The sequence below is a fragment of the Salmonella enterica subsp. enterica serovar Typhimurium str. LT2 genome, assembly GCF_000006945.2.
Lineage (GTDB): Bacteria > Pseudomonadota > Gammaproteobacteria > Enterobacterales > Enterobacteriaceae > Salmonella > Salmonella enterica.
The window spans coordinates 919,982-946,528 of record NC_003197.2 but is presented as its reverse complement, the minus strand read 5'-3'; the positions used below and the strand labels follow the sequence as shown (position 1 = coordinate 946,528).

Sequence of the window (26,547 nt, the reverse complement as noted above, 5' to 3'; positions counted from 1 at the left end):
ATCATACACTGGCCCGCAGGTTTTAGCGCGTCGCCCAGCCCTGTTTATGCAAATATTCAAGGATAAATGGGCGATTTTCTTTAATCAGGGTGCGACGGATATGATCGCTCCAGGTATCGCGTCGCGTATTACTGCCGCGGGTCAGATAATACTCAGCCAACTGCTCGTCATAGCGCGCCAGCAGCTTTTCATCAAGCGGTTGATACTGGTTCTCATGAACCACAAGCTCGGCAGGCAGGCGCGGTTTCAGATCCGGATTATCCGCAGGCCATCCCAAACACAGGCCAAAGAGCGGCAATACATGCTTCGGCAATTTTAATAGTTCGGTAACAGACTCAATATTGTTACGGATGCCGCCGATATACACGCCGCCTAACCCCAGTGATTCCGCCGCCGTCAGCGCGTTTTGCCCCATCATCGCCGTATCGACGACACCGAGCAACAGTTGTTCGGCAAGCCCCAGCTGCGCGTCAGGACAGATCTGCAAATGACGATTAAAATCGGCGCAAAATACCCAGAACTCAGCGGCCTGCGCCACATGCTTTTGCCCGCCCGTCAGGGGCACTAACGCCTCACGCAGCGCCCGATCGGTAATACGGATAATAGAGCTGCACTGTAAAAAACTGGAACTGGACGTGCTGCGCGCGGCGGCAATAATGGCCTCTCGCTGCGCGTCAGTCACGGGTTCATCGGTGAAATGGCGAATAGAACGATGGCCACAAAGAAGTTCAATGGTCGGACTCATTATGCTTTTCTCTATCTGAACGGGAAGAAATGTCGGGTGGACGTTTCATCAACTGCGGCGCCAGTAACTGCGCAATACGCCACATCATCGCCACCGCGGCGGGGAGGATCAACACGACGCCGAGGAAAACCATCAATACGCCAGCCAGCGGCGTATTGAACGGCGCGGGCAGCGTAAGGTAATGATTAAGCGATAGCAGAGCAAGCGCCAGCAAAATCATACCGAGGTATTCCAGTATCAGTACGCTTTTGGGTAACACGCCAATCGTGCGCATATCAAGCCTCCCGGTTAACTGACGCACAGTGTAGAACGTTCTGGTCCGGCGTGCTTAACAGATATAGCCCTGGGTTATCAAAGGAACAGGCGTAACCTGCTTTTCATCTGCCGTAAATCGCGGCATGATAACACCTGTTCGCCGTCTGGCTTTATGTTCGAGGAGAGATATGTTTACTGTTATTTTTGGCCGTCCAGGGTGCCCTTATTGCGTGCGTGCAAAAGAGTTGGCGGAAAAACTGAGCAAAGAACGCGACGATTTCAACTACCGCTATATTGATATCCATGCTGAAGGCATTACTAAAGCGGATTTGGAAAAAACCGTAGGTAAACCTGTAGAAACCGTACCGCAGATTTTTGTCGATCAAAAACATATCGGCGGCTGTACGGATTTTGAAGCATGGGCAAAAGAAAATCTGAATCTTTTCGCCTGATTGCTCTGGCAACGCCCTCTGACGGAGGGCGCTATCGGCGTTTTTTTCGCCGGTGGCTAAACAGGCTGCTAATAAACAAATAACAGAGCGCGCCTAACGCACACCAGAATACGGCGCTAAATAACCACGCGAGTTCTTGCCAAAACGATCGGGTAGGCATAAATACCACGCGCATTAACACCAGGCAAAACGGCGCCGCCAGCATCGCCCCGATCAGCGGTCGGATCACCTCGCGCCGGTGAGAACAAAAGCTGGCCACCGCACCAGGCAACGTAAAAAATAACAGTCCAATCTCAGGATGCCCTGCCGCGCGAAAAGCGCCTTGTACATGCATAGTTAATGAAAGACACACCACAATAAAGAGTACAAAGCAGCAGACAACGCTTGCCCACCCGTGTTTATGTTTCAATCGTTCCTCCTGACACTCTCTATCGAACACGCTTTCCGCCGTGAGGCATCCAGTCAGATAAAGTCATGTGGCATTCCATGCCAAAAACACACCTGCACGATTCTTATAGCCGTTAGTACGCAATAAGATTAAACTAGCAGGATATATTGTTGTGTTGTTTTTATTTGGATGCTGTATGCAATACGATTGCACCCTTAATTCATGATAAAAACAGTAGCGTAAATTACCATTTCTTTCAACAGCTTACTCGTAAACAAGAAGTTAGTCTCCGTGAATATAAACGTCGCAGATTTGTTAAATGGGAATTACATCCTGTTATTATTTGTGGTCCTGGCTCTTGGCCTGTGTCTTGGCAAGTTACGTCTGGGTTCAGTCCAACTTGGTAATTCCATTGGCGTTTTAGTGGTCTCTCTATTATTAGGGCAGCAACACTTCAGTATTAACACCGACGCGCTAAATCTGGGATTTATGCTGTTTATTTTTTGTGTCGGCGTCGAGGCTGGCCCCAACTTTTTTTCGATTTTTTTTCGCGACGGTAAAAATTATCTGATGCTTGCCCTGGTCATGGTCGGTAGCGCTCTGCTAATCGCCTTAGGCCTTGGTAAGCTATTCGGCTGGGATATCGGCCTGACGGCCGGTATGCTGGCCGGCTCAATGACCTCCACGCCCGTGCTGGTTGGCGCAGGCGATACCCTGCGACATTCCGGCATCGCCAGCACCCAACTCTCCTCCGCTCTTGATAATCTGAGCCTGGGCTATGCCCTGACCTATCTGATTGGGTTGGTCAGTCTGATCGTGGGCGCGCGCTACTTGCCTAAACTACAGCATCAGGATTTGCAAACCAGCGCCCAGCAAATTGCTCGCGAGCGCGGTCTGGATACCGATGCTAATCGCAAGGTTTATTTGCCGGTTATCCGCGCCTATCGGGTTGGCCCGGAACTGGTGGCCTGGACTGACGGTAAAAACCTGCGCGAGCTGGGTATTTACCGCCAGACAGGCTGCTATATCGAACGTATTCGCCGTAACGGTATTCTGGCGAACCCGGATGGCGATGCGGTGCTGCAAATGGGCGATGAGATTGCGCTGGTCGGCTATCCGGACGCGCACGCCAGGCTCGATCCCAGCTTCCGTAATGGTAAGGAAGTATTTGATCGCGATCTGCTTGATATGCGCATCGTGACGGAAGAAATTGTGGTGAAAAACCACAATGCGGTCGGTCGCCGCCTCGCTCAGCTCAAGCTGACCGATCATGGCTGCTTCCTTAACCGCGTCATCCGCAGCCAGATCGAAATGCCTATCGACGATAACGTCGTGCTGAATAAAGGCGACGTGTTACAGGTGAGCGGCGACGCCAGACGCGTAAAAACCATCGCCGATCGCATTGGTTTTATTTCGATTCATAGTCAGGTGACGGACCTGCTTGCCTTCTGCGCTTTTTTTATCATCGGGTTAATGATCGGGATGATTACCTTCCAGTTCAGCAATTTTAGTTTCGGTATCGGCAACGCGGCCGGATTGCTGTTCGCCGGGATCATGCTCGGTTTCCTGCGCGCTAACCATCCTACCTTTGGTTATATTCCGCAGGGCGCGCTTAATATGGTGAAAGAATTCGGCTTGATGGTGTTTATGGCAGGCGTTGGTTTAAGCGCCGGCAGCGGTATCAGCAACGGTCTGGGCGCGGTCGGCGGACAAATGCTGATCGCCGGGCTTGTCGTCAGCCTGGTACCGGTGGTGATCTGCTTCTTGTTTGGCGCTTATGTGCTGCGCATGAACCGGGCGCTGCTGTTCGGTGCCATGATGGGCGCGCGTACCTGCGCCCCGGCGATGGAAATCATTAGCGATACGGCGCGCAGTAATATTCCAGCGCTGGGTTATGCGGGGACTTACGCCATCGCCAACGTTCTGCTAACGCTGGCGGGGACGCTTATTGTCATCATCTGGCCGGGGTTAGGATAAAACTGAAGTTTGCCTTTAAGTGAAAAAATTTTGCCAATAGGTCGAACTTTTCGTTAAAGCATCAGTCATACCTATTGCCACTGCTTTTCTTTGATGTCCCCATTTTGTGGAGCCCATCAACCCCGCCATTTCGGTTCAAGGTTGGTGGGTTTTTTGTTGCCCAACGCAGAGTGACACGACATTGACACTCCGGCGATTCGCTTTACCATCTGTAAAATCGCTTCACGCGCCAGCGGCGTTCGATCCGTTACAAAATGCAGCGTCATCCCCTCGATAAACGCATCCAGCGCTCGGGCGGTCTGTGCGTCAAACCACTGCGCCAGCGTATTCTGGCTACGCTGCATCCAGTTTTGCATGACTATTTTTAACGCCGGCTTATCGCTGGCATAGGCATATAACTGATACATTAACGCCATATTATCCGGCGTCGTAACCTGCGAGCCGTAAATCATTTCCGTTATCGCCTGGCACGCCCCCTCCGCATCCGTCACCTGCGCAAAAAAGTCCTGGTATTGACGCGACATGTTCTCGGTGAAAAGTGTAAAAGCTTCACTCAATAACGCATCCATACCGGCAAAATAGTAGGTCATCGAGCCAAGCGGCACCTGAGCGATAGCGGCGATTTTCCGGTGCGTCACGGCATGAACGCCATAGGTCTTTACCGCTTCCAGTGTGGCCTGAATTATTTTTTCCCGTCGCTTAGGATCATTGGCGCGTCTTACGGCATTTTCTTTCATGATGAGTTCCACATCTCATTCAGGATGCAGGCGATAGTAGCCTGCCGCTTACGCTGAAAAAACAGACAGTAAAAACTGTCTGCACAATGAAGTATGACGATGATATGTACAAATGTACACAAGCTTGCTAATGTTTACCTCTCGCTTCTATTTTCTGGCCTGACGCTATGACCGTCCTCTCCTCACGTAACGCCTTAAAACGCCGTACCTGGGCGCTGTTTATGTTCTTCTTTTTACCCGGACTGCTGATGGCCTCCTGGGCAACCCGAACGCCTGCTATTCGGGATATTCTTTCCGTCTCTACCGCGGAAATGGGGGCGGTCTTATTCGGGCTTTCTATCGGTTCAATGAGCGGTATTCTTTGTTCCGCCTGGCTGGTGAAACGATTTGGCACCCGGAAGGTTATTCGCACGACGATGACCTGTGCAGTAACCGGGATGGTTATTCTTAGCGTCGCGCTGTGGTGCGCCTCGCCGCTGATTTTTGCCCTTGGATTAGCCGTTTTCGGCGCCAGTTTTGGCGCCGCCGAAGTGGCGATTAATGTCGAAGGCGCGGCGGTCGAACGCGAGCTGAATAAAACCGTTCTGCCGATGATGCATGGTTTCTACAGTTTCGGCACGCTGGCGGGCGCTGGTGTCGGCATGGCGTTAACCGCATTAAGCGTCCCGGCTAACATCCATATCATCCTCGCGGCTGCCGTGGCGATCGCGCCCATTTTCATCGCCATTCGGGCGATCCCTGACGGTACGGGTAAAAACGCATCGGAAGATTCTCACCTTCAGGAAAAAGGATTACCTTTTTATCGGGACATCCAGCTTTTGCTTATTGGCGTGGTGGTGCTGGCAATGGCATTCGCCGAAGGATCTGCGAATGACTGGCTACCGCTACTGATGGTAGACGGACACGGTTTTAGCCCAACCTCCGGCTCTCTGATCTACGCCGGTTTCACGCTTGGTATGACCGTTGGCCGCTTTACCGGCGGCTGGTTTATTGACCGCTATAGCCGGGTGACGGTTGTTCGCGCCAGCGCGTTGATGGGAGCGCTGGGCATTGGCCTGATTATTTTTGTCGATAGCGACTGGGTCGCCGGCGTCTCGGTCATTCTTTGGGGCTTAGGCGCTTCGCTCGGCTTCCCGCTGACCATTTCCGCCGCCAGCGATACCGGTCCCGACGCGCCGACGCGCGTGAGCGTTGTCGCCACGACCGGCTATCTGGCGTTTTTGGTCGGGCCGCCGCTGTTGGGCTATCTGGGAGAGCATTATGGATTACGCAGCGCCATGATGGTTGTGCTGGCGCTGGTTATTCTGGCGGCGCTGGTGGCGAAGGCCGTCGCCAAACCTGTATCGACTCCGCAACCGGTGATGGAGCATAACGCATGAGTATCAAATTAATCGCCGTCGACATGGACGGCACTTTTCTGAGCGATCAAAAAACCTATAACCGTGACCGGTTTATGGCGCAGTACCAACAAATGAAGCGGCAAGGCATTCGCTTTGTCGTGGCCAGCGGCAACCAGTATTACCAGTTAATCTCGTTCTTTCCGGAAATTGCGCACGAAATCGCTTTTGTCGCGGAAAACGGCGGCTGGGTGGTCAGCGAAGGCGAGGATATTTTTAACGGCGAGCTGACAAAAGCCGACTTCCAGGCGGTTGTCGAACACCTGCTCACACGCGCCGATGTGGAGATCATCGCCTGTGGAAAAAACAGCGCCTACACGCTGAAACGCTACGACGATGCGTTAAAAGCCGTTGCGGCAATGTATTATCATCGTCTGGAGTTTGTGGATAATTTTAATAATATCAACGATGTCTTTTTCAAATTCGGCCTTAATATTACCGATGAACGGATACCGGAAGTACAGGCGGCGCTGCACGACGCCATTGGCGATATCATGGTTCCCGTTCATACCGGCTATGGCAGTATTGATTTAATTATTCCCGGCGTGCATAAAGCCAACGGCCTGCGTCTGTTACAGCAGCGCTGGGGCATTCATGATAGTGAAGTGGTGGTATTCGGCGACGGCGGCAACGATATTGAGATGCTGCGTCAGGCCGGGTTTAGTTTTGCCATGTCGCACGCCAGCGAAGCAGTCGCGGCGGCGGCGAAATACCGCGCCGGATCGAACAACCAGGAAGGCGTGCTGGATATTATCGACAGCGTATTAAACAACGAGCCGCCGTTCAACGTCTAGCGGATGCCTCTCTATGCCTGATAACAGAAAGCTTATCAGGCGTAGCCGCTCTCTCAGACTGTTTGCAAATTCCCCGTCCGCTTATCTTTTAAGAAGACCAGCATCAGCAGTAGCCAAAGAATACCGTTTGCCAGATTAAACAGGCTAAATAGCCCATTGCCGCCGCTTAACCAGGCGTGTTTACTGACTTCAATGCCAACGGTAAAAATCAGCATTTGTAGCATTCCCATCGCCGCCGAGACCGTTCCTTTACTCATATCGCTGGAAAAGAGCGTCAGACGCACCAGTCCGGCATTCGCCAGCCCAATGCCAAAAGCGTATACGCTTAATCCCGCCGTCATCCATAAATAAGCATGGGATGAAACCACCGTCGCCGCCGCGGCGATGATCAGCCCCGCGACGATAGGCCAGCCGCCCATCACGATCAGCGAGCGAACCGTACGTCGGGAGGTTAAACGCGCCAACACCAGATTACCGGCAATGAGCGCGCCAAAAACGGGCACCTGCAGCAGACCATATTCATAGCTGCTGAGCTGTTCGCCGCTAATGATGATAATCGGCGACTGCGCAATCCAGGCCAACAACGGCAGGCTGACAAATCCCAGCGCTAACGCCCCTGCGACGAACCGCCGGTTTTTTATCACCAACCGATAATCCCGGCCCAGCGCCTTAAATGACAGCGTTTCGCCCCGCCGCGTGGCGGTCTCCGTCATTGCGCGCTGTAGCCCGAAAAAGGCGATAGCGGCCAGTGCGGCAAATAAAATAAACATCCCCTCCCACGGCAGAACATGCACCCATGCCGCCCCAACCAGTGGTCCCAGTAGCGGCGCGATTAACGCCACGTTCGCCATCAGCGCGGTAATTTTTATACACACCGCCTCCTCAAAGGACTCCTGAATCGCGGCATACCCTACAGCGCCGATAAAACACAGGCTAATCCCTTGCAAAAAACGCAGGAAGGTAAATTGTTCGATGTTTTTCGCCAGTAACGTCGCCAGGCAGGTGACAATAAACCACACGACGCCCGCCAGCATCACGGGACGACGGCCAATCCGGTCAGACAACGGGCCAAGCAGCCACTGTAAGAACATACCGCCCGCCAGATAAGCGGTCATGGACGTCGGAACCCAGTCCAGGCCCGCCTGATACTGCTCAACCACCGCCAGCATACCCGGCTGGATCATGTCGTTGCCAATATAAGTAGAAAACTCGTACAGCACCAGACAGAGAGGAAAAAGCAGCGCCTGACGTCCCAGCCTGCCGCCTGATTGTAAACGATTCTGCATACCATCTCTTCGCCAATAAAAACCGCGCAGAGTGTAATGAAAGTCGGGGAACTGAGATAGCGAATTATGAGGCTGCAAGGGAAATAGCGCACATTTTTACAGAAAGCCGCTTAGCGCTTGCGTACTTTAAGGTTAATTTAAGTTTGCGCCGTTATCATCAACGTTATTTTATGCCATTGTCTTAAATCTCTTCATGTTGCCGCCAAATAAGACAATACTGCTTTTCCTCCCTGTTACGCTGCATTTATGCTCAGTTTGCACGGGGATGAGCTGGCTATCCCTTTTGATTTCATTGCTCCGAGCCTGGATGTTATGCTGGAAAACCTTAACAACTCGCTGTTTTATTTTATTAACGCCACGCCTGATTCCGCGCAGTGGATAATTTCGCTCGCTATCTTTATCGCCAAAGATGTCATCAACATCGTCCCGCTCTTAGCCGTGGTACTCTGGCTGTGGGGGCCCCGCGATCGGGTCTGCGCCCAGCGCCAGCTGATCGTTAAAATCGGCATCGCGCTGATTATCAGTCTGGCGGTCTCCTGGACAATGGGACACCTTTTCCCGCACGACCGTCCGTTTGTCGATCATATCGGCTATAACTTCCTGCATCATGCCGCCGATGACTCGTTCCCCAGCGATCACGGTACGGTGATTTTTACCTTTGCGCTGGCGTTTTTGTTCTGGCACCGCCTCTGGTCAGGCATCGTGATGATGGCGATAGCCATTACCATCGCCTGGTCGCGCGTCTATCTCGGCGTACACTGGCCGTTAGATATGATTGGCGCGCTGCTGGTAGCGATGCTTGGCTGCCTGAGCGCACAGCTGATCTGGCAGTGGTACGGCGCGCCGCTCTACCAGGCGCTGCAACGTTGTTACCGTTTCTGTTTCGCATTGCCCATTCGAAAAGGCTGGGTACGTGACTAAATAGCGAAAAAAAGAGTAATATTAAGCGCTCTGTATGGTGCGGAGCGCTTATTTAACTCTCCAGGGGAACTATGGAAACGCGACGCGACGAGCGTATTGGTCAATTGCTGCAGGCCTTAAAACGCAGCGATAAACTTCATCTTAAAGAAGCCGCGACCCTGTTGGGCGTCTCTGAAATGACCATTCGTCGCGACCTGAACCATAAAAGCGCGCCTGTCGTGTTGCTAGGCGGCTATATCGTACTGGAGCCCCGCAGCGCCAGTCATTATCTGTTAAGCGATCAAAAATCTCGTCTGGTGGAAGAAAAACGCCGAGCCGCTCAGCTGGCTGCGGGCCTGGTACAAGCGCATCAGACGGTATTTATTGACTGCGGCACCACCACGCCGTGGATCATTGAAGCCATTGATAATGACCTTCCCTTTACGGCGGTGTGCTATTCACTTAATACCTTCCTGGCGCTGCAGGACAAACCCCATTGCCGCGCCATCCTCAGCGGCGGGGAGTTTCACGCCAGCAACGCCATTTTCAAACCGCTTGATTTCCATGAAACGTTAAACAATATTTGTCCGGATATCGCGTTTTATTCCGCCGCTGGCGTTCATACCAGTAAAGGCGCTACCTGCTTTAATCTGGAAGAGCTGCCGGTAAAACATTGGGCAATGACAATGGCACAGTGCCATGTACTGGTGGTGGATCACAGTAAATTCGGCAAGGTACGTCCGGCGCGGATGGGGGAATTATCACGCTTTGATACGATTATCAGCGACCGCCGTCCCGATGAGGCCTTTGTGGCCTACGCTAAAGCGCAACAAATTACTCTGATGTATTAACCGCCCGTAGCCGGATGCGACGCGCACCCGGCTACGGAGTTATTTTACGAGAACCAACTGCCAAACCACTGATGGAGTTTCATCAGCACAAAATCCCACATCCGGCTGAAAAATCCCCCCTCCTCGACGTTTTCCATCACCATTAACGGGCGTTGCTCAATGGATTTTCCGTTAAGCTGGAAATCGATGGTGCCGACAACCTGCCCTTTCTTCAACGGCGCCGTGAGCTGTGGTTCGTTCAACGTAAAGCTGGCCTTCAGGTTTTTAAGCTGCCCACGCGGAATCGTCACAGACCCCGCATCGCCCGCCCCCAAATTGACCTCATGCTTATCGCCAAACCAGACCCGCTGCGTCACGAATGTCGCGTCAGGTTTAATCGGCGTGACCGTTTCAAAGAAGCGGAAACCCCAGGTCAGCAGTTTTTCTGACTCATTAAAACGAATACGGTCCGTTTTCGCCCCCAGCACGACAGAGATCAGGCGCATATCGCCCTGGGTGGCGGAGGCGACAAGGTTATACCCAGCGCCAGCCGTTGTCCCCGTTTTCATGCCGTCGACATGCAGATTGGTGCTCCACAACAGGCGGTTGCGGTTTGGCTGACGAATATTATTAAAAGTAAATTCTTTTTCTTTATGAATGGCGTATTCGTCAGGCACATCGTGAATCAAGGCCTTGCCGAGCAACGCCATATCGCGAGCGGTACTGAACTGCCCTGGCGCATCAAGACCGTGTACCGTCTGGAAGGTTGTATTGGTTAACCCCAGTCGTTTCGCATAGGCGTTCATCAGGCCGATAAAGGACTCCTGGCTTCCGGCGACGTAGTCGGCAAGCGCGATACAGGCATCGTTACCTGACTGAATGATGATGCCTTTATTAAGATCCGCAACCGACACCTGATCGCCTGGCTTCAGAAACATCACCGACGACCCACGTAGCGCCGGGTTCCCCGTCGCCCAGGCATCTTTGCCCACCGTCACCATATCGGTCAGCTTGATTTTCCCTGCCTTCAGCGCCTGGCCCACCACGTAGCTGGTCATAATTTTTGTCAAACTGGCAGGGTCGAGTTTCTCATCGGCGTTGCCTTCCGCCAGTACTTTACCGCTGGCGTAATCCATTAAGATCCAGGCTCGCGCATCAACGCCCGGCGGCGCGATCGTTTGTTCCTCTGCCTTTACAGGCGAAGCGAAAAGGAATAAGAGAACCGAACCTGCCGCGAGGCTACGAAGGGAAGAAGCGTATTGCGTCATAGTACCACCCGAGTATCCATTCCAAAAACACACGTCACACCACCGTGTAATAAGTGCGGTGAGTAATAACGCACTCACGACGTTAAAGAAACCGTAACTTGGTAAAGTTTTTAAAGTTTATGCAATAACATCCCGTTACGCTTCCTTCATAACGATTTTTTTACAGACCATTGTGTAAATGTTAGGTTTATCTCACGGTAGGCCGATTACTGTCATCATCCTGATAAAACGGAAGGGGTTAATATGATTACGCTGTGGGGCCGGAACAACTCGACTAATGTTAAAAAAGTGTTGTGGACGCTTGAAGAGCTGGAACTGCCATACGATCAAATTCTGGCAGGCGGAAAATTCGGCGTTAACCAGGATGCCGACTATCTGGCGATGAATCCTAATGGGCTGGTGCCGCTGCTTAAAGATGATGAAACCGACCTGTTATTGTGGGAATCCAATGCCATTGTCCGCTATCTGGCGGCGCAATACGGCCAGAACCGGCTATGGGTTGATAATCCGGCGCGGCGTGCGGAGGGCGAAAAATGGATGGACTGGGCGAATCAAACGTTAAGCCCGGCGCACCGCGTGATCCTGATGGGACTGGTCAGAACCCCGCCGGAAAAACGCGACCAGGCGGCAATTGAAGCCGGTATCGAAAAGTGTGATAGCCTGTTTGCGCTTCTTGATGATGCGCTGGCCCACCAGCCGTGGTTCTCAGGGGATAACTTTGGCACCGGTGATATCGCTATTGCGCCTTTCGTCTATAACCTGCTGAACGTGGGTCTGAAATGGACGCCGCGCCCGAATCTGGAACGCTGGTATCAGCAGCTTACCGAGCGCCCTGCTTTTCGCAAAGTGGTGATGATCCCGGTGACCTAACGCGTGGCTGCAGGACTTACCTTGAGTAACTGCCCGTCGGACTCATCGGTTAACACATATAAGTAGCCGTCAGGTCCGACACGCACATCGTAGATACGTTGCTTTCTGTCACCCAGAATACGGCCTTCTTCCGTCACCGTATTGCCATCGACGCGCATCACAATGACCTCTTTATCTTTTAGCGCGCCGATAAACAGTTTGTGCCGCCACGGCGCAAAAACGTCGCTGGCATAAAAAGCCATCCCGCTGATCGCTGGAGAATCCTTCCAGTAGTAAACCGGTTGCGCCGTTCCCTCGACAATTTCACCTTTGGCTTCCGGCACTTTCAGACCACTATAGTTGACGCCCCATGTGGCCAGCGGCCAGCCATAATTTTTGCCTTTTTCCGGGATGTTAATTTCATCGCCGCCGCGCGGACCGTGTTCATGCAGCCATAGCGCGCCGCTCCAGGGATTGATGGCCAGCCCCTGCGGATTACGAATACCGGCAGTGTACATGGCAAGATCAACAACCTGCTCTTTCATGCCGGGCTGACAGGCGCGGTATTCATAGTCGACCTGAAAGCTGCGGCAACATACCTGACAGCGGTAATGCTGGTGCCCTGCACTCCCCGGACCATACTTTTTAACGGATGCCGTTTGCGCGCAAAACGGGCATTTCACATCGACTTTAGCCATCATAAATCCTGCGATAAAAGTCGGTATTCGAAACGATAATCAACGATTGAATACATGATCGTTTTCTGGGGATTTCACTGCGTGTCATGATGGTTTACTCCTGCGATGAATAAGAGAACGGCGTTTAACCGTAAAATCAACATGCAGCGGGTCGAGAATAAAGATTATTAACGGAGTGATACCGACTTGAATCCGCCGAGTACTTTTTAGAGTATGTTCCATTCTTCGCGCCGGAATCCCTGAGTAATAGCCTGTCTGATCTAAAATGGAGATCAGAAAAATATGACACAAGCTGTTGCATAACATGGATAAAATGGGTAGTCATGCTAGCGAGATAAGACAATGAATGTATTCATTACTGATGCTGGTCGCTTATCGTGGTTACAGTGTGATCCTTTTTGCTCCGCTGGTAGCACTTGGCGCAGTTCTGTTCACCCGTCCAGTGACGGTCGCCCCGGTTTTCAGTGATATATTTATGGATAAGTTGATCGGTTTTGTAAAACTTTATTTTCCTGTCTTTCTGCTGGGTGCAGTATTTGGCAAGCTGATTGAACTTGCTGGTTTTTACTACTCAATTGTCAGTGCTGTGACCTGTATGGTGGGCCAGAACAAAGCCATGCCGATGATTATTCTTGTATGCGCTTTATTGACCTATGGAGGCGTATCATTGTTTGTGGTGGCGTTTGCCAATCTGTTCTTTACTTGGCTGATTCCACATATTTACGGTGATCAGTTTATGATAAATCTGCCGGGGCTGAAAAAACCGCTGTAAACGGGTTAACCTGATGACCACGGGGAGCAGGTATTAGCATCTACGTTACAACGGTTCCGACAATATGTCTGACCTGACCCCCTGTCAGCGGTCACCAGCGTCCTACCAGATCCGCCCCGGATCATGGTAGGGCGGTGACACCGTCAGCCTACATTTTGTAGTTATCTCGACGTGACAGGAATTCGGATAGGCCGAAATACTCAGTCTGACTGAGTCTATAAAAAAGCAGCACACTGTATTATACGTTAATTATGAGCCACAACGATGCACTTTGATATAAAAGATTTAAAATTATTCCTTGCTATCAGTGAAGAAGGGAGCATAACACGTGGAGCGGAAAAAACTTACATGTCTGCCGCATCTGGTAGCGTGCGTATACGTAATCTTGAACAGAGTATCAATCTGAGATTGCTGTATCGTAGTAGCAAGGGGATAACGTTATCCTCTGCTGGTGAAACATTTAAACACCACGCCAGCCTTATTGTGAATCAGATGGAAATGTTACGTAGCGATATGCAGGAGCATGTTAAAGGCATCAAAGGACATGTCAGAATATTTTCCAGTATAACTGCTATTGCAGAGTATCTCCCCCCATTGTTAAGCCATTTCCTTACACTATATAACGATGTGAATATTGATCTCAGGGAGTATCCAAGTCCGGAAATTGTACGTTCTGTTATTGAGGGGAAAACTGATCTCGGAATTGTTGCTGGTAATATTACAACAGATAATCTTGAAATACTGCCGTTCCGTACTGATAGGCTAGTGCTTATCACCGCGACAGACCATCCCTTTGCTGACAGAAAAAGCGTGACCTTTCATGAATTAATTCAATATGAACAAATCAGCCTGCCTGAAGGGACAGGAATGTTTGAATTTATCCGAAAAAAGGCAGAACTAGTACCATCTAAACTGAAAATTAGAATACAGGTCGGCAACTTTGAAACATTTTGCCGTATGGTTGAAGCAAAAGTGGGCATTGGTATAATGCCTCACTCTGCTGCATCCCGTTTGCGTCAGTTGCATGAATTTTCGATTATTGATCTTGATGAATTTTGGTCATTAAGAAAATTACAAATCTGCGCCAGAAGCTTTGACAAATTACCCGGCTTCACACAAAAACTGGTTACTATGCTCACAGCTCAGACTGAGTGATAGCGTTACATCCCTGTATAATTTGGTCCGTTGCCACCTTCAGGCGTAGTCCAGGTTATATTTTGTTTAGGATCTTTAATGTCACAAACTTTACAGTGAATACAGTTCTGTGAATTTATTTGCAGACGCATATTTTGTGTTTCACTATCCTGTAAAAATTCATATACTCCGGCAGGGCAATATCGTTCTTCGGGGCCACCATAAATATCCAGATTAATGGATATAGGGATATTCTGATCACTGATTTTCAAATGTACTGGCTGGTCGTCATCATGCCAGGTGTTACTGAGATAGACGGATGACAAAATATCAAACGTCAGTTTACCGTCAGGTTTGTCGTACAGTTTTTTCTGGCTTTTGTTGGCCGGTTGCAGAGTGATATTGTCCGGTCGGTTATTTTTTACACGCCAGGGGATTTTTTTTATACCCATTCGGGGAAGCAGCCAATGCTCAATGCCAGTCATAATAAAACCTATCACACGCCCTTTTTTAAACCAGGGTTTGAAATTACTACCATTTTCCAGTTCCTGCCAAAGCCAGCTCTGTCGCAGTAATGTTTGATATTCTGTCAGTATGTCGTTTTTCCTGTTGTCCAGCAAAGCATTAAATATAGCGTCAGCCGCTATCATGCCACTTTTGATAGCTGTATGGATGCCCTTGATTCTACTTGCATTGAGCGTACCGGCATTACAACCAATCAGCAGACCACCAGGTAAACAGGGATCAGGCATAGACGCAATCCCGCCGTTATTGATTGCTCTTGCGCCATAACCAATACGCTTACCCCGGTCAATGTATTTGCGTATAGAAGGGTGTGTTTTCAGGCGCTGCATTTCCTGAAAAGGGCTTAACCAGGGATTTGAATAATCAAGTCCCACAACCAAACCTAGTGCAATTTTATTATCATTAAGATGATAGAGAAACCCACCCCCGAACGACTCTTTATCCAGAGGCCAACCTGTGGTGTGAATTACAAGCCCCGGATGGGACTGGTCTGATGGAACCTCCCACAACTCTTTTATGCCTATGCTAAAACTCTGGGGTGCTTTGCCTGTATCAAGATGAAATTTTTTGATCAGTTCTTTAGCCAGACTACCGCGGGCCCCTTCGGCAAAAATTGTATATTTTGCCAGAATTTCTATTCCACTCAGGAACCCCTCTTTCTTGCTGCCATCCCGATGACGTCCCATATCACCAGTTACTACACCGATAATGTTAGTATCCTGATCATACAGTATCTCAGTTGCCGAAAAGCCTGCATAAATATCCACGCCTGACGTTTCTGCCTGACCGGCGAGCCATTTAATGAGATTACCGAGGCTTACGATAAAGTTTCCATGGTTGCGAAAATTATCAGGAATCAATGCATCCGGCAAATTAATACATTTTTCATTCGTCAGTAACAGTAATTTATCCTGAGTAACAGGCTGTTTAATGGGTGCGCCTCTTTCCTGCCAATCAGGAATTAGTTCATTCAGCGCTCGGGGATCCATGACTGCCCCACTGAGAATATGAGAACCAGGCTCAGCTCCTTTATCAAGGACGATAATGGACAGTTCTTTTCCTGCGTCATTTGCCTGTAATTTAAGTTTAAGAGCTGCAGATAATCCGGCGGGTCCTGCTCCCACAATAAGAACATCACATTCTATTGTCTCACGTGATTGCTGGGTATTAGAAAGTGTATCGTTCATTATTAACTCCTTAATTTTTCAGCACCGTAGGAACAGCTATATTATGTAAATAAAATTGCATTCATATTGTAACCAATGAAATAAATATCATAGTGATAAAACAGATGAAATGGTATAGGAATGTTCAACCTTAGAAAAAGGTGCCTATAAGACTATATAGCCAGTTATCAACTATTAAAAAAATGTCGATGATGATGAAGCATTCCATAACATTTATATTTAGCTTTCTCCCTCAGATGAAAAAGAATATACACAAATCATTTTTAAGCCGTTCATCATAATTGCAGGAAAAGTCCCTGTTTTCTTGGCATTCTATTATAGTTACCCGCGAGAAATAATCAGCCAACTGTCGGGTACAGAAGGGAGTGGCAATGACATGTTCAATCGAGACTATAATGACTCCGGACAGAGGTAACTGTTTCATAATATTTTTCCAATTGATTTGACATCAGAATGAACGTGGCATCTCCAGCACATGCTCAGCGATATAGCTCAGGATCAGGTTGGTAGATATGGGAGCAACCTGATATAAACGTGTTTCTCTAAACTTTCGTTCGATATCATACTCACAGGCAAAACCATATCCACCATGAAATTGCAGGCAGGCATTGGCTGCTTCCCAGCTGGCTTTCGCAGCAAGGTATTTCGCCATATTAGCCTGTGCTCCACAATCAAGATGCTGATCAAAAAGCTCGCACGCTTTAAAACGCATCAGATTAGCCGCTTCCACTGCAATAAATGCTTCTGCAATAGGAAACTGCACCCCCTGGTTCTGACCAATGGGACGACCAAAAACCTCACGCTCGCAGGTATAGCGGGTAACACGATCCATAAACCAATATCCATCGCCTATACATTCTGCCGCAATCAAGGTACGCTCTGCATTTAAACCATCAAGTATGTAATGAAAACCCATACCCTCTTCACCAATAAGATTTTCTTCGGGAATTTCCAGGTTGTCAAAAAAGAGCTCGTTGGTTTCATGATTGACCATATTGGGAATAGGTCGTACTGTCATTCCATTTTTCATAGCTTCTTTAATATCAACCATGAAAATAGACATCCCTTCGGATTTACGTTTTACATTTGCAAGCGGAGTAGTTCGAACCAGAAGAATCATCCAGTCTGAATGTTGAACACGTGAAATCCAGACTTTTTGTCCGTTTATCACATACCGGTCTTCTCTTTTTACAGCTGTAGTTTTAATTCTGGTGGTATCTGTACCTGCTGTGGGTTCTGTGACGCCCATCGACTGCAGGCGCCATTCACCAGTAGCTATCCGTGGCAGCCAGAATTCTTTCTGTTTATCGGATCCATGACGTAACAACGTATTCATGTTATACATCTGACCATGGCAGGCTCCAGAGTTTCCACCCGATCTATTGATCTCTTCCATGATAATAGATGCTTCAGTTAAACCAAGCCCTGACCCTCCAAATTCCTCCGGGATGAGCGCAGCCAGCCAACCAGCTTTGGTTAGTTTATTAACAAACTCTTCAGGATAGGCTTTTGCTTCATCTATCTTACGGTGATATTTATCATCAAATTCACTACATAATGAACGAACCGCATCACGAATATCCTGATATTTATCCTTTTCAATACTTTTCATAATTTTTTCCTCAATAAACCAGCGCCAACAGGGGGTAGAAAATGACCTTTTATCGGATGACCATCAGCAGATAGATCTGACTGGCGGTCGACAGGAAGAAAATAGAGCCAGTGCCATAATTCTGGCAGAACGCCCCCCCTCTTTAAAGATTTTGATGTCTTTATCCAGAGTGGCGGCCAGCAGCTTAGCGGGACCGGGGTTAAGATAATCGGTGTTGCGCAGAATGCCAGGCTGCCAAATTTGAATATCAGTATATTGCATAAAAGTTACCTTTAAGGAGGAAAAAATATGATTTATAATTTATCGATAAGTTCAGGTACAGCTTTGAAAATATCAGCTACCAAACCATAATCCGCAATAGAAAAGATAGGAGCGTCAGGATCCTTATTAATAGCGACAATGACGCCTGACTCTTTCATCCCGGCAAGATGTTGTATGGCGCCAGAAATTCCCAGAGCAATATAAAGTTGAGGCGCAACGATTTTTCCGGTCTGGCCAATCTGATAATCATTTGGTGCATAACCAGCATCTACAGCAGCCCGGCTTGCCCCCACGGCAGCGCCTAATTTATCTGCCAGGTTATCAACAAGTTCTTTGAATGCCTGTGCACTTCCTACTCCTCGTCCACCTGATACTACAACTCTGGCGGATTGTAAGTCTGGACGGTTACTTTTATTAACATGTTGGCTAATAAATTTTACCTGATCTGAACCAAGAACAACCTCTGTAAATTCAATGGGGGCTTTTCCCTCATCTTCCGCAACCGCAGCCGCAAATGAGGTAGGACGAACAGTTATCACTTTATATTCATCATCACTGTGTACTGTGGCAATAGCGTTACCCGCATAGATTGGACGTTCAAAGGTATGTTGATCAATGACACGCGTAATATCACTAATCTGAGATACATCAAGTTTTGCTGCTAAGCGTGGCGCACAGTTTTTTCCAAAAGAGCTTGCAGGAAAAAGAATGGACTGATAATGATTTTTCCCACTATTCAAAAAATAGCTGATCTGTTTTTCCACATTCTCTGCCAGAAGGTGTTCGAATAGTGGGCTGTCAGCAACAAATACAGTGGATATCCCCTGAATATGACTGGCTTTAACTGCAATACTTTCTATACCATATCCTAACATAAGTATATCTATATCACTATTAATGGCTTTTGCCGCAGTGATAGTACTGAGTGTTGAAGGTAAAAGAGTATTGCCGTTATGTTCAGCAATAACTAAAGAAGCCATATTTTCCTCCTTAAATTACTTTTTCTTCGTTTTTTAATTTATCTAGCAGCGTGTTAATATCTGGAACGATTATGCCTGCTTTCCTTCTTGCTGGCTCATCAACTTTAATAATAGTCAATCTGGATGACGGGTTAATACCAAGTGAATCGAAATCTATCTCCTTAACAGGTTTCTTTTTGGCTTTAATAACATTCGGCAAGCTGATATTCCTCGGTGTATTCAGACGTAGATCTGTAGTGAGTACTGCAGGCAGGGATAAATTTAACGTTTCTAATCCTCCATCAACCTCACGAACAGCAGTTAATGAATTATCAGAAATAGTAATTTCACTAACATTAGTGGCTTGGGGAAGATCGAGTAATGCTGCCAGCATTTGGCCTACCTGATTACAATCATCGTCAATAGCTTGCTTGCCTAATAATATAATATCGGGTTTTTCATTCCGGGTAATAGCGGTGATAGTTTTGGCCACAATTAGTGGTGTAAGAGAGTTTTTTGTTAATATGTGTATTGCCCTGTCTGCCCCTGCTGCCAGTGCTGTACGCAATACATCCCCTACACCTGTGTTTCCTATAGACACTACAACAACCTCACTGATTAATCCCCGTTCTTTTAAACGTACTGCTTCTTCAACTGCAATTTCATCAAATGGATTGATACTGAGTTTTGAATCAGAAATATCAACATCAGAATGATCTCGCTTTATTCTAATTCTAACGTTATGATCGACAACTTGTTTTACACAAACTAAAGCTTTCATTGGTGACTCCTTCATATATTTACTAAATGCTATGAGCCAAAATCCTTTTTGCTTTTTCCAGTAACGGTTTATCCACCATTTGCCCTTCATGACTGAACGCTCCATGGGGATATTGAGCCAGTCGCATAATCTGGGGAACCCACTCGATTTCTTGTTTTAAATAGCTGAATGCTCTGTTTACATGTGAAATTTGTGGAGGGTGAATACATACCTTGCCACTGAACCCCATTTTACAGGAGTGAATAGCATTTTGTATTGTCAACTCGTTTTTCATAAATTCAGTTGTGATACCGTCAACAGAAGGATATGATCCAGCCAGGCGTGAAGTTATTACAATTTTTGCACGTACAGCAATCAGTACTTTTTCATCATTACTCATGAAATTCAGAGCATTTTCTCTGGCAATTATTTTTTTCTCAGATGACACCGCATTTTCTAAATCAAGGATTACGCTATCAGCACAACTGCTATTTGCTTTTTCAAATCGTTCAGGTTGGTCCCCCGTAACGAAAAGAAAAAACCGTTCTAACGTTTGCATTCTCGTCTCTCATTTGAATGGAGCATCTGATAATTCAATATATCTTAAAAAAATAATTTTCTGAATTAGCTTTTATCTAACCCCCCATTAAAATTGGTTCAGGTTCGCTGATAACAGAAAGAAACATGTAATTTATTGTTACAATAACAAAGATAAAAATAAAATTTAATTATTTGATATAAATAACGTTTCAGAATAGTAAACGGCCGACATTCCGTACCTGTTTCAGGAGTGAATTCGACTATACCGTTCCCTAAGAACATCAACGATTGTCTGGTGAACCGAATTTAGTCACCTTTGGCGGAAAACAGGCTGGCATATAGGAGAGCATGACAACCCGGGTCATTCCCTCCGTGATTTTTTAGTAACACGCTGAAAAAGTATCTGAAACTTCATTCTGCAAGTGAGACTTTCCCCGAAGTCGATCGATACGTTTTATCTTGTGCCTGACCGATGCTACTCCTGACAAATCACGCCCAATACTGAATAAGTGTAAGAGATGCACCGTTAATCACTACACTGGTAGCCTCAATCAGAGATTGACGGCGGTAAAGGTGCAAAGGCTCCAGTATATTTTTAAAGGATTTTTGGCATAATGAACGAGCAGGCATAGTGATGATTTCCTTGAAAGTGTTAGCGCAATCAATTAGATCACATAACACTATGCCTGTCTTGGTTTGCTGGGGATTCCTCAGGAGTCGCCTCCCCTTGTTCAGACCTGTGTAAGCGGTGAATGTGCTTTCAGACTCTGAATACTCAGCGTCAAAGTTGTCAGACAGTTTTCAAGTTTATCTGCGTTGACGGCAATAAAGGTCGGACAATCATGGTGTCCGCTCATTAAACAAACGGCGGCGGCTGCAAGCGCGCCTTCGGCACGGCGCAGCGCGTTCCACTCTTCCTGATCGAGATGCAGTCCCTGCCGTAAAGCGTGATCGTGGAGCTCGCGATTCAGTTCAAAAAAATTGTCACGCAGAGTGTCACTTTCGCTGACTGACATATACCCCTTCGCTTTTCGCAATTGCAGATAAGCGGCAAGATCGATACGCGCGTTTATCAGCTTGTTGAGAAGATCGGTTCTCAGTCTGTCAACGACCATACCTTTTTTCCTCCTCTTTTCTACCAGGGTTCAACTTAATAGTATGGTCGTTTTTTAGACAAAGGGGTGTCAGAGATCAAGAATTTTCTTAGAATTGCCCTTTTTCACCTTTTGCTGATAACCACAACGGTTGATGCCGCCGCTCCTGATGAGATTGCGATACAATTTTTGTTCGGATATCTGTAGAATCCCTGCCCTGACCATTCCAATAAATGAACACTTTTTAAGCTATGAGTAATGTAACCCACCAGCCAAAGATCGGCTTCGTTTCCCTGGGCTGTCCGAAAAACCTCGTTGATTCGGAACGCATCCTGACTGAGCTGCGTACCGAAGGCTATGACGTTGTGCCACGCTATGACGATGCGGATATGGTTATCGTTAATACCTGTGGCTTTATTGACAGCGCGGTACAAGAGTCACTGGAAGCCATTGGCGAAGCGCTGAACGAAAACGGTAAGGTAATCGTCACCGGCTGCCTGGGCGCAAAAGAAGATCAGATCCGCGAAGTGCATCCGAAAGTACTGGAAATCACCGGGCCGCATAGCTATGAGCAAGTTCTGCAGCACGTACATCATTACGTACCGAAGCCGAAGCACAATCCATTTTTAAGCCTCGTACCGGAACAGGGTGTAAAACTGACGCCGCGCCATTATGCGTATCTGAAAATTTCTGAAGGCTGTAATCACCGCTGCACGTTCTGCATCATCCCGTCGATGCGCGGGGATCTGGTCAGCCGCCCGATTGGCGACGTATTAAGCGAAGCGAAACGTCTGGTTGATGCCGGGGTCAAAGAGATTCTGGTGATTTCGCAAGATACCTCCGCCTACGGCGTAGATGTGAAGCACCGCACCGGATTCCATAATGGCGAACCGGTGAAAACCAGTATGGTGAGCCTGTGCGAACAGTTATCAAAACTGGGCGTCTGGACACGTCTGCACTACGTCTACCCCTACCCACACGTTGATGATGTGATTCCGCTAATGGCGGAAGGCAAAATCCTGCCTTATCTGGACATTCCGCTGCAACATGCCAGCCCGCGGATTCTTAAACTGATGAAACGTCCCGGTTCCGTTGACCGCCAGCTGGCGCGCATTAAGCAGTGGCGCGAAATCTGCCCGGAACTGACCCTACGCTCCACCTTTATTGTCGGCTTCCCCGGCGAAACGGAAGAAGACTTCCAGATGCTGCTCGACTTCCTGAAAGAGGCGCGCCTCGATCGTGTAGGCTGCTTCAAGTACAGCCCGGTGGAAGGCGCAGGCGCGAATGAGCTGCCGGATCAGGTGCCGGAAGAGGTGAAAGAAGAGCGCTGGAACCGCTTTATGCAACTGCAACAGCAAATCTCCGCTGAGCGCTTGCAGGAAAAAGTGGGCCGCGAAATTCTGGTGATCGTTGATGAGGTTGACGAAGAAGGCGCTATCGGGCGTAGCATGGCGGATGCGCCGGAAATTGACGGCGCGGTCTATTTGAACGGCGAAACCAACGTCAAGCCGGGCGATATCGTGCGCGTGAAAGTGGAAAACGCCGACGAATATGATTTGTGGGGCAGTCGGGTTTAACGCCACCTCCCCCGGCGCGGGTGCCGGATGTGTTATCCCGCCTGACGAGCCCGTTCCAGGCCCGCCAGGCGTCAACGCCACCGGGCTGGCTTACCCCTTAATCTTCGGGTCCAGCGCATCGCGCAACCCGTCGCCTAACAGGTTAAACGCCAGCACAGTCAGGAAAATCGCCACCGCCGGGAAGAGCGCTACGTGCGGCGCGATGACCATATCCGCCCGCGCTTCATTGAGCATCGCTCCCCACTCCGGCGTTGGCGGCTGCGCGCCTAATCCGAGAAATGACAGGCTTGCCGCGGAAATAATTGACGTACCGATACGCATCGTAAAGAAAACCACAATTGACGAGACCGTTCCCGGCAATATATGGCTAAACAAAATCGTCGTGTCGCTGGCGCCGATACTGCGGGCAGACTCAATAAACGTCTGCTGTTTTAAGACCAGGGTATTTCCGCGCACCAGACGAGCAAACGCCGGAATAGAGAAAATCGCCACCGCAACGATCACATTAGCAATACCGCTGCCTAACACCGCCACAACGGCAATCGCCAGCAAAATGCCGGGGAAGGCGAACAGCACATCGCAAATGCGCATAATAAAACGATCCCACCAGCCTTCATAATATCCCGCCAGCAATCCCAACACCGTACCGATTATCGCGCCGATAAATACCGCGAACACGCCCGCCGCCAGTGAGATCTGCGCCCCAACGAGAACCCGGCTAAAGATGTCTCTTCCCAGCGAGTCAACGCCAAACCAGTGCTGCAAAGAGGGGCCATTGTTCAGGCTATCGTAGTCAAAATAGTTTTCCGCATCGTAGGGCGTCAGCCAACGGGCAAAAATCGCCACCAGAATTAACGCCAGTACGAATCCCCCGGCGACCAACGCGACATGCTGGCGGCGAAAACGACGCCAGAACTCCCGCCACGGCGTGCGTATCTGGTCGGGTTTTACCACCGGCATAGCATGTAAAATCGCCTGACGGCGCCAGTTAAATAATCGCATCCTTACTTATACCTGATAGCCGGATTAATGGCGGCATAGAGAACATCCACCACTAAGTTGATAAGAATAAATTCCAGAGAAAACAGCAGCACTTCTGCCTGAATCACGGGGTAGTCGCGCATGTCGACGGAGTCGACCAGTAATCGCCCAAGCCCCGGCCAGTTAAACACTTTTTCAACGACGATCGAGCCGCCAAGCAAAAAGCCAAATTGCAGTCCCATCATGGTGACGACCGGGATCATTGCATTGCGCAGGCCATGTTTTAACACCACCCACGTTTCACTGACGCCTTTCGCCCGCGCGGTCCTCATGTAATCCTCGCTCAGGACATCGACAAACGAGGAGCGCGTAAAACGCGCCATGACGGATGCCACCGCCGCGCCAAGCGTCAGGGAGGGTAAAATATAATGTTGCCAGCTATCCGCCCCCACGGTCGGTAGCCAGCCCAGATCCACGGAAAAAATCTGCATTAACAACATTCCCAGCGCAAAAGCCGGAAAAGAAATGCCGGTCACGGCAAGCGTCATTCCTAACCGGTCAGGCCAGCGATTACGCCACACGGCGGCGGCGATGCCGATCGCCATGCCAAACAGCACCGCCCATATCATACTGGTTATCGTCAGCCACAGCGTCGGCAAAAAGCGGCTGGCGATCTCCTCAGAAACCGGGCGGCGGGAAACCATTGACGTCCCGAAATCGCCTTGTAAAACATGGGTGATGTAATGCCAAAACTGGACATGAAGCGGCTGATCAAGCCCCAGCTGCTGACGAACCAGCGCGATCACCTGCGCGTCGGCTTCCGGTCCGGCTATCAGCCGCGCCGGGTCGCCGGGCAACAAATGAACAAATAAAAACACCAGCACTGCCACAATCAACAGCGTAGGAATTAATCCCAGCAGGCGCTTGAGAACATAGTTAAGCATCACACGAACCTTTTACCGGATGGCGGACAACGCGCGCGCCATCCAGCCCCATCGCATTACTTACTTCAAATCCGCATCGTCAAAGCTGAAACCGGTATCCGGCATAATCCAGAAACCGGTCAAATTTTTACTGTGCGCAGAAACCAATTTCTCCACCACCAACGGTATCCAGGGCGACTCTTTCCAGATAATATCCTGCGCCTCTTTGTACAATCGTGTTTTCTCCTGCGGATCGTTGGTCTTTAAGGCCGCCGCCAAATCGCTGTCGACCTGCTTGTTGCTGTAAAAAGCGGTATTAAACTGCGTCGGCGGCCAGTTTTGTGATGCGAAGAGCGGCGATAACGCCCAGTCAGCTTCGCCCGTCGACGCCGACCAGCCTGTATAGAACATTCGCACGCCGCTCTCTTTTTGCCCTTTGCCCTCGACTTCCGCGGCGCGCTGGCCGGCGTCCATCGCGGTTATCCGGGCTTTAACGCCAATCTGCGCCAGTTGCTGTTGGGTAAACTGCAACACTTTTTGCGCGGTGCTATGGTTGTGCGATGACCACAGCGTGGTACTGAAACCGTCTGGATACCCCGCCTCTTTCAACAGTTCGCGCGCTTTAGCCGGATCATAGGGCCACGGCTGATAGCTTTGCGCATAGGCTATCGACGGCGGCACCACGCCCGTCGCCGGCGTGGCGTATCCGGCAAACGCCACTTTAACCAGCGCCTGACGATTGATAGCGTAATTCAACGCCTCACGCACCTTAGGATTATCAAACGGCTTCTGCGTCACATTCATACTGATATAACGCTGCATAATGGACGGGCTGGCGACCAGTTCGAGGTTTTTATTTTTCGCCAGTAACGCGGCCTGCTCATAAGGGATAGGAAAAGCAAATTGCGCTTCGCCGGTTTGCAGCATCGCCGCGCGGGTATTGTTGTCAGTAACCGGACGCCAGGTAATAGAATCCAGCTTGGGTAAGCCCTGCTGCCAGTAACCGGCGAACTTTTTCACTTTGACAAAGTCGGTCTGATTCCAGGTTTCAAGCTGGTATGGACCGGTACCGACCGGATGAAAACCAATATCCTTGCCATATTTTTCCAGCGCTTGCGGCGAGATCATCGCCGTCGCCGGGTGCGCCAGAATATTAATGAAAGCGGAGAACGGCTGTTTCAGGGTAATTTTTACCGTTGCCGGATCGACAACCTCCGTTTTTGCGATATTTTTATACAGGTTATAACGCTTGAGGTGGTTATCCGGATTGCTGGCGCGATCGAGATTCGCTTTTACCGCCGCCGCATTAAAATCCGCGCCGTCCTGAAATTTCACCCCCTGCCGTAGGGTAATGGTGTAGGTCAGACCGTCATCAGAAACGGTATAGCCTTCCGCCAGGACGTTTTTTACCTTCATGTCTTTATCCAGGCCAAACAGCCCCTGATAAAATGACTTCGCCACCGCCTGCGAGAGTGTATCGTTGGCGTCATACGGATCGAGCGTGGTGAAATTAGACCCTACCGCCACCACCACATCTTTGGCCGCCAGGGCCGGAAAAGCCGCAATGGATGAGGCCAGTCCCAGCGCCGCCAGCCATTTATGCGTAATAAATTGCGTCATGTTGTTCTCCTGAAACCCTGCCTGTC

The 26,547-nt window shown here is 49.2% G+C and carries 26 protein-coding genes and 24 other annotated features; of the genes, 10 read left to right on the top strand and 16 right to left on the bottom strand.

Annotated features, from left to right (window positions below):
* Positions 1 to 22: 22 nt before the first annotated feature.
* Together mdaA and ybjC are read right to left on the bottom strand one after the other, a co-directional pair.
* Positions 23 to 757, bottom strand: a protein-coding gene (mdaA, locus tag STM0874; protein ID NP_459851.1) for an oxygen-insensitive NADPH nitroreductase. Within the gene, positions 23 to 745 belong to an annotated coding region; the region does not span the whole gene.
* Positions 729 to 1,029 (bottom strand): putative inner membrane protein gene (gene ybjC / locus STM0873; protein ID NP_459850.1). Within the gene, positions 729 to 1,019 belong to an annotated coding region; the region does not span the whole gene. The genes mdaA and ybjC overlap by 29 nt, the downstream gene beginning before the upstream one ends.
* Positions 752 to 757, bottom strand: a ribosome-binding site (putative RBS for mdaA; RegulonDB:STMS1H001170). (Overlaps the previous gene by 6 nt.)
* Positions 1,024 to 1,029 (bottom strand) — a ribosome-binding site (putative RBS for ybjC; RegulonDB:STMS1H001169). (Lies within the gene ybjC.)
* Before the next feature lie 149 nt (positions 1,030 to 1,178).
* Positions 1,179 to 1,184, top strand: a ribosome-binding site (putative RBS for grxA; RegulonDB:STMS1H001168).
* Here ybjC and grxA point away from each other — a divergent pair.
* Positions 1,179 to 1,452, top strand: a protein-coding gene (gene grxA / locus STM0872; protein NP_459849.1) for a redox coenzyme for glutathione-dependent ribonucleotide reductase glutaredoxin1. Within the gene, positions 1,189 to 1,452 belong to an annotated coding region; the region does not span the whole gene. (Overlaps the previous feature by 6 nt.)
* A 31-nt stretch (positions 1,453 to 1,483) precedes the next feature.
* Here the strand turns inward: grxA and ybjM are convergent.
* Positions 1,484 to 1,873 (bottom strand): putative inner membrane protein gene (gene ybjM, locus STM0871; protein NP_459848.1). Within the gene, positions 1,484 to 1,861 belong to an annotated coding region; the region does not span the whole gene.
* Positions 1,868 to 1,873, bottom strand: a ribosome-binding site (putative RBS for ybjM; RegulonDB:STMS1H001167). Its footprint overlaps the gene before it by 6 nt.
* 243 nt (positions 1,874 to 2,116) lie before the next feature.
* Positions 2,117 to 2,122, top strand: a ribosome-binding site (putative RBS for STM0870; RegulonDB:STMS1H001166).
* On the opposite strand from ybjM, the gene STM0870 reads away from it, so the two are divergent.
* Positions 2,117 to 3,817, top strand: a protein-coding gene (locus STM0870; RefSeq protein NP_459847.1) for a putative transport protein. Within the gene, positions 2,132 to 3,817 belong to an annotated coding region; the region does not span the whole gene. Its footprint overlaps the feature before it by 6 nt.
* Positions 3,818 to 3,933: 116 nt before the next feature.
* Here the strand turns inward: STM0870 and STM0869 are convergent.
* Positions 3,934 to 4,566 (bottom strand): putative regulator (TetR/Acr family) gene (locus STM0869; RefSeq protein ID NP_459846.1). Within the gene, positions 3,934 to 4,554 belong to an annotated coding region; the region does not span the whole gene.
* Positions 4,561 to 4,566, bottom strand: a ribosome-binding site (putative RBS for STM0869; RegulonDB:STMS1H001165). Its footprint overlaps the gene before it by 6 nt.
* A gap of 142 nt (positions 4,567 to 4,708) precedes the next feature.
* Positions 4,709 to 4,714: a ribosome-binding site (putative RBS for STM0868; RegulonDB:STMS1H001164), on the top strand.
* On the opposite strand from STM0869, the gene STM0868 reads away from it, so the two are divergent.
* Both STM0868 and STM0867 read left to right on the top strand, forming a co-directional pair.
* Positions 4,709 to 5,933 (top strand): putative transport protein/putative regulator gene (locus tag STM0868; protein NP_459845.1). Within the gene, positions 4,722 to 5,933 belong to an annotated coding region; the region does not span the whole gene. It overlaps the preceding feature by 6 nt.
* Positions 5,916 to 5,921 (top strand) — a ribosome-binding site (putative RBS for STM0867; RegulonDB:STMS1H001163). It overlaps the preceding gene by 6 nt.
* The gene (locus STM0867; RefSeq protein ID NP_459844.1) for a putative hydrolase occupies positions 5,916 to 6,745 on the top strand. Within the gene, positions 5,930 to 6,745 belong to an annotated coding region; the region does not span the whole gene. Before STM0868 ends, STM0867 begins: the two co-directional genes overlap by 18 nt.
* Positions 6,746 to 6,798: 53 nt before the next feature.
* Here STM0867 and mdfA read toward each other — a convergent pair.
* Positions 6,799 to 8,039 (bottom strand): multidrug translocase gene (mdfA, locus tag STM0866; protein ID NP_459843.1). Within the gene, positions 6,799 to 8,031 belong to an annotated coding region; the region does not span the whole gene.
* Positions 8,034 to 8,039 (bottom strand) — a ribosome-binding site (putative RBS for mdfA; RegulonDB:STMS1H001162). Its footprint overlaps the gene before it by 6 nt.
* Before the next feature lie 295 nt (positions 8,040 to 8,334).
* Positions 8,335 to 8,340, top strand: a ribosome-binding site (putative RBS for ybjG; RegulonDB:STMS1H001161).
* Between mdfA and ybjG the strand changes: the two genes are divergently transcribed.
* Together ybjG and deoR are read left to right on the top strand one after the other, a co-directional pair.
* The gene (gene ybjG, locus STM0865; protein ID NP_459842.1) for a putative permease occupies positions 8,335 to 8,952 on the top strand. Within the gene, positions 8,344 to 8,952 belong to an annotated coding region; the region does not span the whole gene. It overlaps the preceding feature by 6 nt.
* Before the next feature lie 61 nt (positions 8,953 to 9,013).
* Positions 9,014 to 9,019, top strand: a ribosome-binding site (putative RBS for deoR; RegulonDB:STMS1H001160).
* Positions 9,014 to 9,782 (top strand): transcriptional repressor for deoxyribose operon (DeoR family) gene (gene deoR / locus STM0864; protein NP_459841.1). Within the gene, positions 9,024 to 9,782 belong to an annotated coding region; the region does not span the whole gene. Its footprint overlaps the feature before it by 6 nt.
* 44 nt (positions 9,783 to 9,826) lie before the next feature.
* Here deoR and dacC read toward each other — a convergent pair.
* Positions 9,827 to 11,049 (bottom strand): D-alanyl-D-alanine carboxypeptidase; penicillin-binding protein 6a gene (dacC, locus tag STM0863; protein NP_459840.1). Within the gene, positions 9,827 to 11,029 belong to an annotated coding region; the region does not span the whole gene.
* Positions 11,044 to 11,049: a ribosome-binding site (putative RBS for dacC; RegulonDB:STMS1H001159), on the bottom strand. It overlaps the preceding gene by 6 nt.
* A gap of 212 nt (positions 11,050 to 11,261) precedes the next feature.
* Positions 11,262 to 11,267 (top strand) — a ribosome-binding site (putative RBS for yliJ; RegulonDB:STMS1H001158).
* Between dacC and yliJ the strand changes: the two genes are divergently transcribed.
* Positions 11,262 to 11,899, top strand: a protein-coding gene (yliJ, locus tag STM0862; RefSeq protein ID NP_459839.1) for a putative glutathione S-transferase. Within the gene, positions 11,273 to 11,899 belong to an annotated coding region; the region does not span the whole gene. Its footprint overlaps the feature before it by 6 nt.
* Here the strand turns inward: yliJ and yliI are convergent.
* Positions 11,896 to 12,587 (bottom strand): putative dehydrogenase gene (gene yliI / locus STM0861; protein NP_447297.1). Within the gene, positions 11,896 to 12,576 belong to an annotated coding region; the region does not span the whole gene. The genes yliJ and yliI overlap by 4 nt on opposite strands.
* Positions 12,582 to 12,587 (bottom strand) — a ribosome-binding site (putative RBS for yliI; RegulonDB:STMS1H001157). (Overlaps the previous gene by 6 nt.)
* A 332-nt stretch (positions 12,588 to 12,919) precedes the next feature.
* Positions 12,920 to 12,925 (top strand) — a ribosome-binding site (putative RBS for STM0860; RegulonDB:STMS1H001156).
* Here yliI and STM0860 point away from each other — a divergent pair.
* Positions 12,920 to 13,348, top strand: a protein-coding gene (locus STM0860; protein ID NP_459837.1) for a putative inner membrane protein. Within the gene, positions 12,923 to 13,348 belong to an annotated coding region; the region does not span the whole gene. Its footprint overlaps the feature before it by 6 nt.
* Positions 13,349 to 13,612: 264 nt before the next feature.
* Complete coding sequence (locus STM0859; RefSeq protein ID NP_459836.1) at positions 13,613 to 14,503, top strand: putative LysR family transcriptional regulator; 891 nt, start codon at positions 13,613 to 13,615, stop codon at positions 14,501 to 14,503.
* 5 nt (positions 14,504 to 14,508) lie between these two features.
* Here STM0859 and STM0858 read toward each other — a convergent pair.
* From STM0858 to yliH, 6 genes are all read right to left on the bottom strand, one after another.
* Positions 14,509 to 16,201 (bottom strand): putative dehydrogenase (flavoproteins) gene (locus tag STM0858; RefSeq protein NP_459835.1). Within the gene, positions 14,509 to 16,194 belong to an annotated coding region; the region does not span the whole gene.
* Positions 16,196 to 16,201: a ribosome-binding site (putative RBS for STM0858; RegulonDB:STMS1H001155), on the bottom strand. Its footprint overlaps the gene before it by 6 nt.
* 441 nt (positions 16,202 to 16,642) lie before the next feature.
* Positions 16,643 to 17,813, bottom strand: a protein-coding gene (locus STM0857; RefSeq protein NP_459834.1) for a putative acyl-CoA dehydrogenase. Within the gene, positions 16,643 to 17,806 belong to an annotated coding region; the region does not span the whole gene.
* Positions 17,808 to 17,813 (bottom strand) — a ribosome-binding site (putative RBS for STM0857; RegulonDB:STMS1H001154). It overlaps the preceding gene by 6 nt.
* Positions 17,814 to 18,099: 286 nt before the next feature.
* Positions 18,100 to 19,054, bottom strand: a protein-coding gene (locus STM0856) for a putative electron transfer flavoprotein alpha subunit (RefSeq protein NP_459833.1). Within the gene, positions 18,100 to 19,047 belong to an annotated coding region; the region does not span the whole gene.
* Positions 19,049 to 19,054, bottom strand: a ribosome-binding site (putative RBS for STM0856; RegulonDB:STMS1H001153). (Overlaps the previous gene by 6 nt.)
* Positions 19,055 to 19,057: 3 nt before the next feature.
* Positions 19,058 to 19,916 (bottom strand): putative electron transfer flavoprotein beta subunit gene (locus tag STM0855; RefSeq protein NP_459832.3). Within the gene, positions 19,058 to 19,912 belong to an annotated coding region; the region does not span the whole gene.
* The gene (locus STM0854; RefSeq protein ID NP_459831.1) for a putative cytoplasmic protein occupies positions 19,830 to 20,349 on the bottom strand. Within the gene, positions 19,830 to 20,345 belong to an annotated coding region; the region does not span the whole gene. Before STM0854 ends, STM0855 begins: the two co-directional genes overlap by 87 nt.
* Positions 19,911 to 19,916 (bottom strand) — a ribosome-binding site (putative RBS for STM0855; RegulonDB:STMS1H001152). It overlaps the preceding gene by 6 nt.
* Positions 20,344 to 20,349, bottom strand: a ribosome-binding site (putative RBS for STM0854; RegulonDB:STMS1H001151). (Lies within the gene STM0854.)
* 708 nt (positions 20,350 to 21,057) lie before the next feature.
* The gene (yliH, locus tag STM0853; protein ID NP_459830.1) for a putative cytoplasmic protein occupies positions 21,058 to 21,457 on the bottom strand. Within the gene, positions 21,058 to 21,441 belong to an annotated coding region; the region does not span the whole gene.
* Positions 21,452 to 21,457 (bottom strand) — a ribosome-binding site (putative RBS for yliH; RegulonDB:STMS1H001150). Its footprint overlaps the gene before it by 6 nt.
* A 214-nt stretch (positions 21,458 to 21,671) precedes the next feature.
* Here yliH and yliG point away from each other — a divergent pair.
* Complete coding sequence (gene yliG / locus STM0852; RefSeq protein NP_459829.1) at positions 21,672 to 22,997, top strand: putative Fe-S oxidoreductases family 1; 1,326 nt, start codon at positions 21,672 to 21,674, stop codon at positions 22,995 to 22,997.
* 90 nt (positions 22,998 to 23,087) lie between these two features.
* Here yliG and yliD read toward each other — a convergent pair.
* From yliD to yliB, 3 genes are all read right to left on the bottom strand, one after another.
* The gene (yliD, locus tag STM0851; RefSeq protein NP_459828.1) for a putative ABC transporter inner membrane component occupies positions 23,088 to 24,014 on the bottom strand. Within the gene, positions 23,088 to 23,999 belong to an annotated coding region; the region does not span the whole gene.
* The gene (yliC, locus tag STM0850) for a putative ABC transporter periplasmic binding protein (protein ID NP_459827.1) occupies positions 24,002 to 24,934 on the bottom strand. Within the gene, positions 24,002 to 24,922 belong to an annotated coding region; the region does not span the whole gene. Before yliC ends, yliD begins: the two co-directional genes overlap by 13 nt.
* Positions 24,009 to 24,014, bottom strand: a ribosome-binding site (putative RBS for yliD; RegulonDB:STMS1H001149). (Overlaps the previous gene by 6 nt.)
* Positions 24,929 to 24,934 (bottom strand) — a ribosome-binding site (putative RBS for yliC; RegulonDB:STMS1H001148). It lies within the gene yliC.
* Positions 24,935 to 24,982: 48 nt before the next feature.
* Positions 24,983 to 26,533, bottom strand: a protein-coding gene (gene yliB, locus STM0849) for a putative ABC transporter periplasmic binding protein (RefSeq protein NP_459826.1). Within the gene, positions 24,983 to 26,521 belong to an annotated coding region; the region does not span the whole gene.
* Positions 26,528 to 26,533: a ribosome-binding site (putative RBS for yliB; RegulonDB:STMS1H001147), on the bottom strand. Its footprint overlaps the gene before it by 6 nt.
* Positions 26,534 to 26,547: the final 14 nt, after the last annotated feature.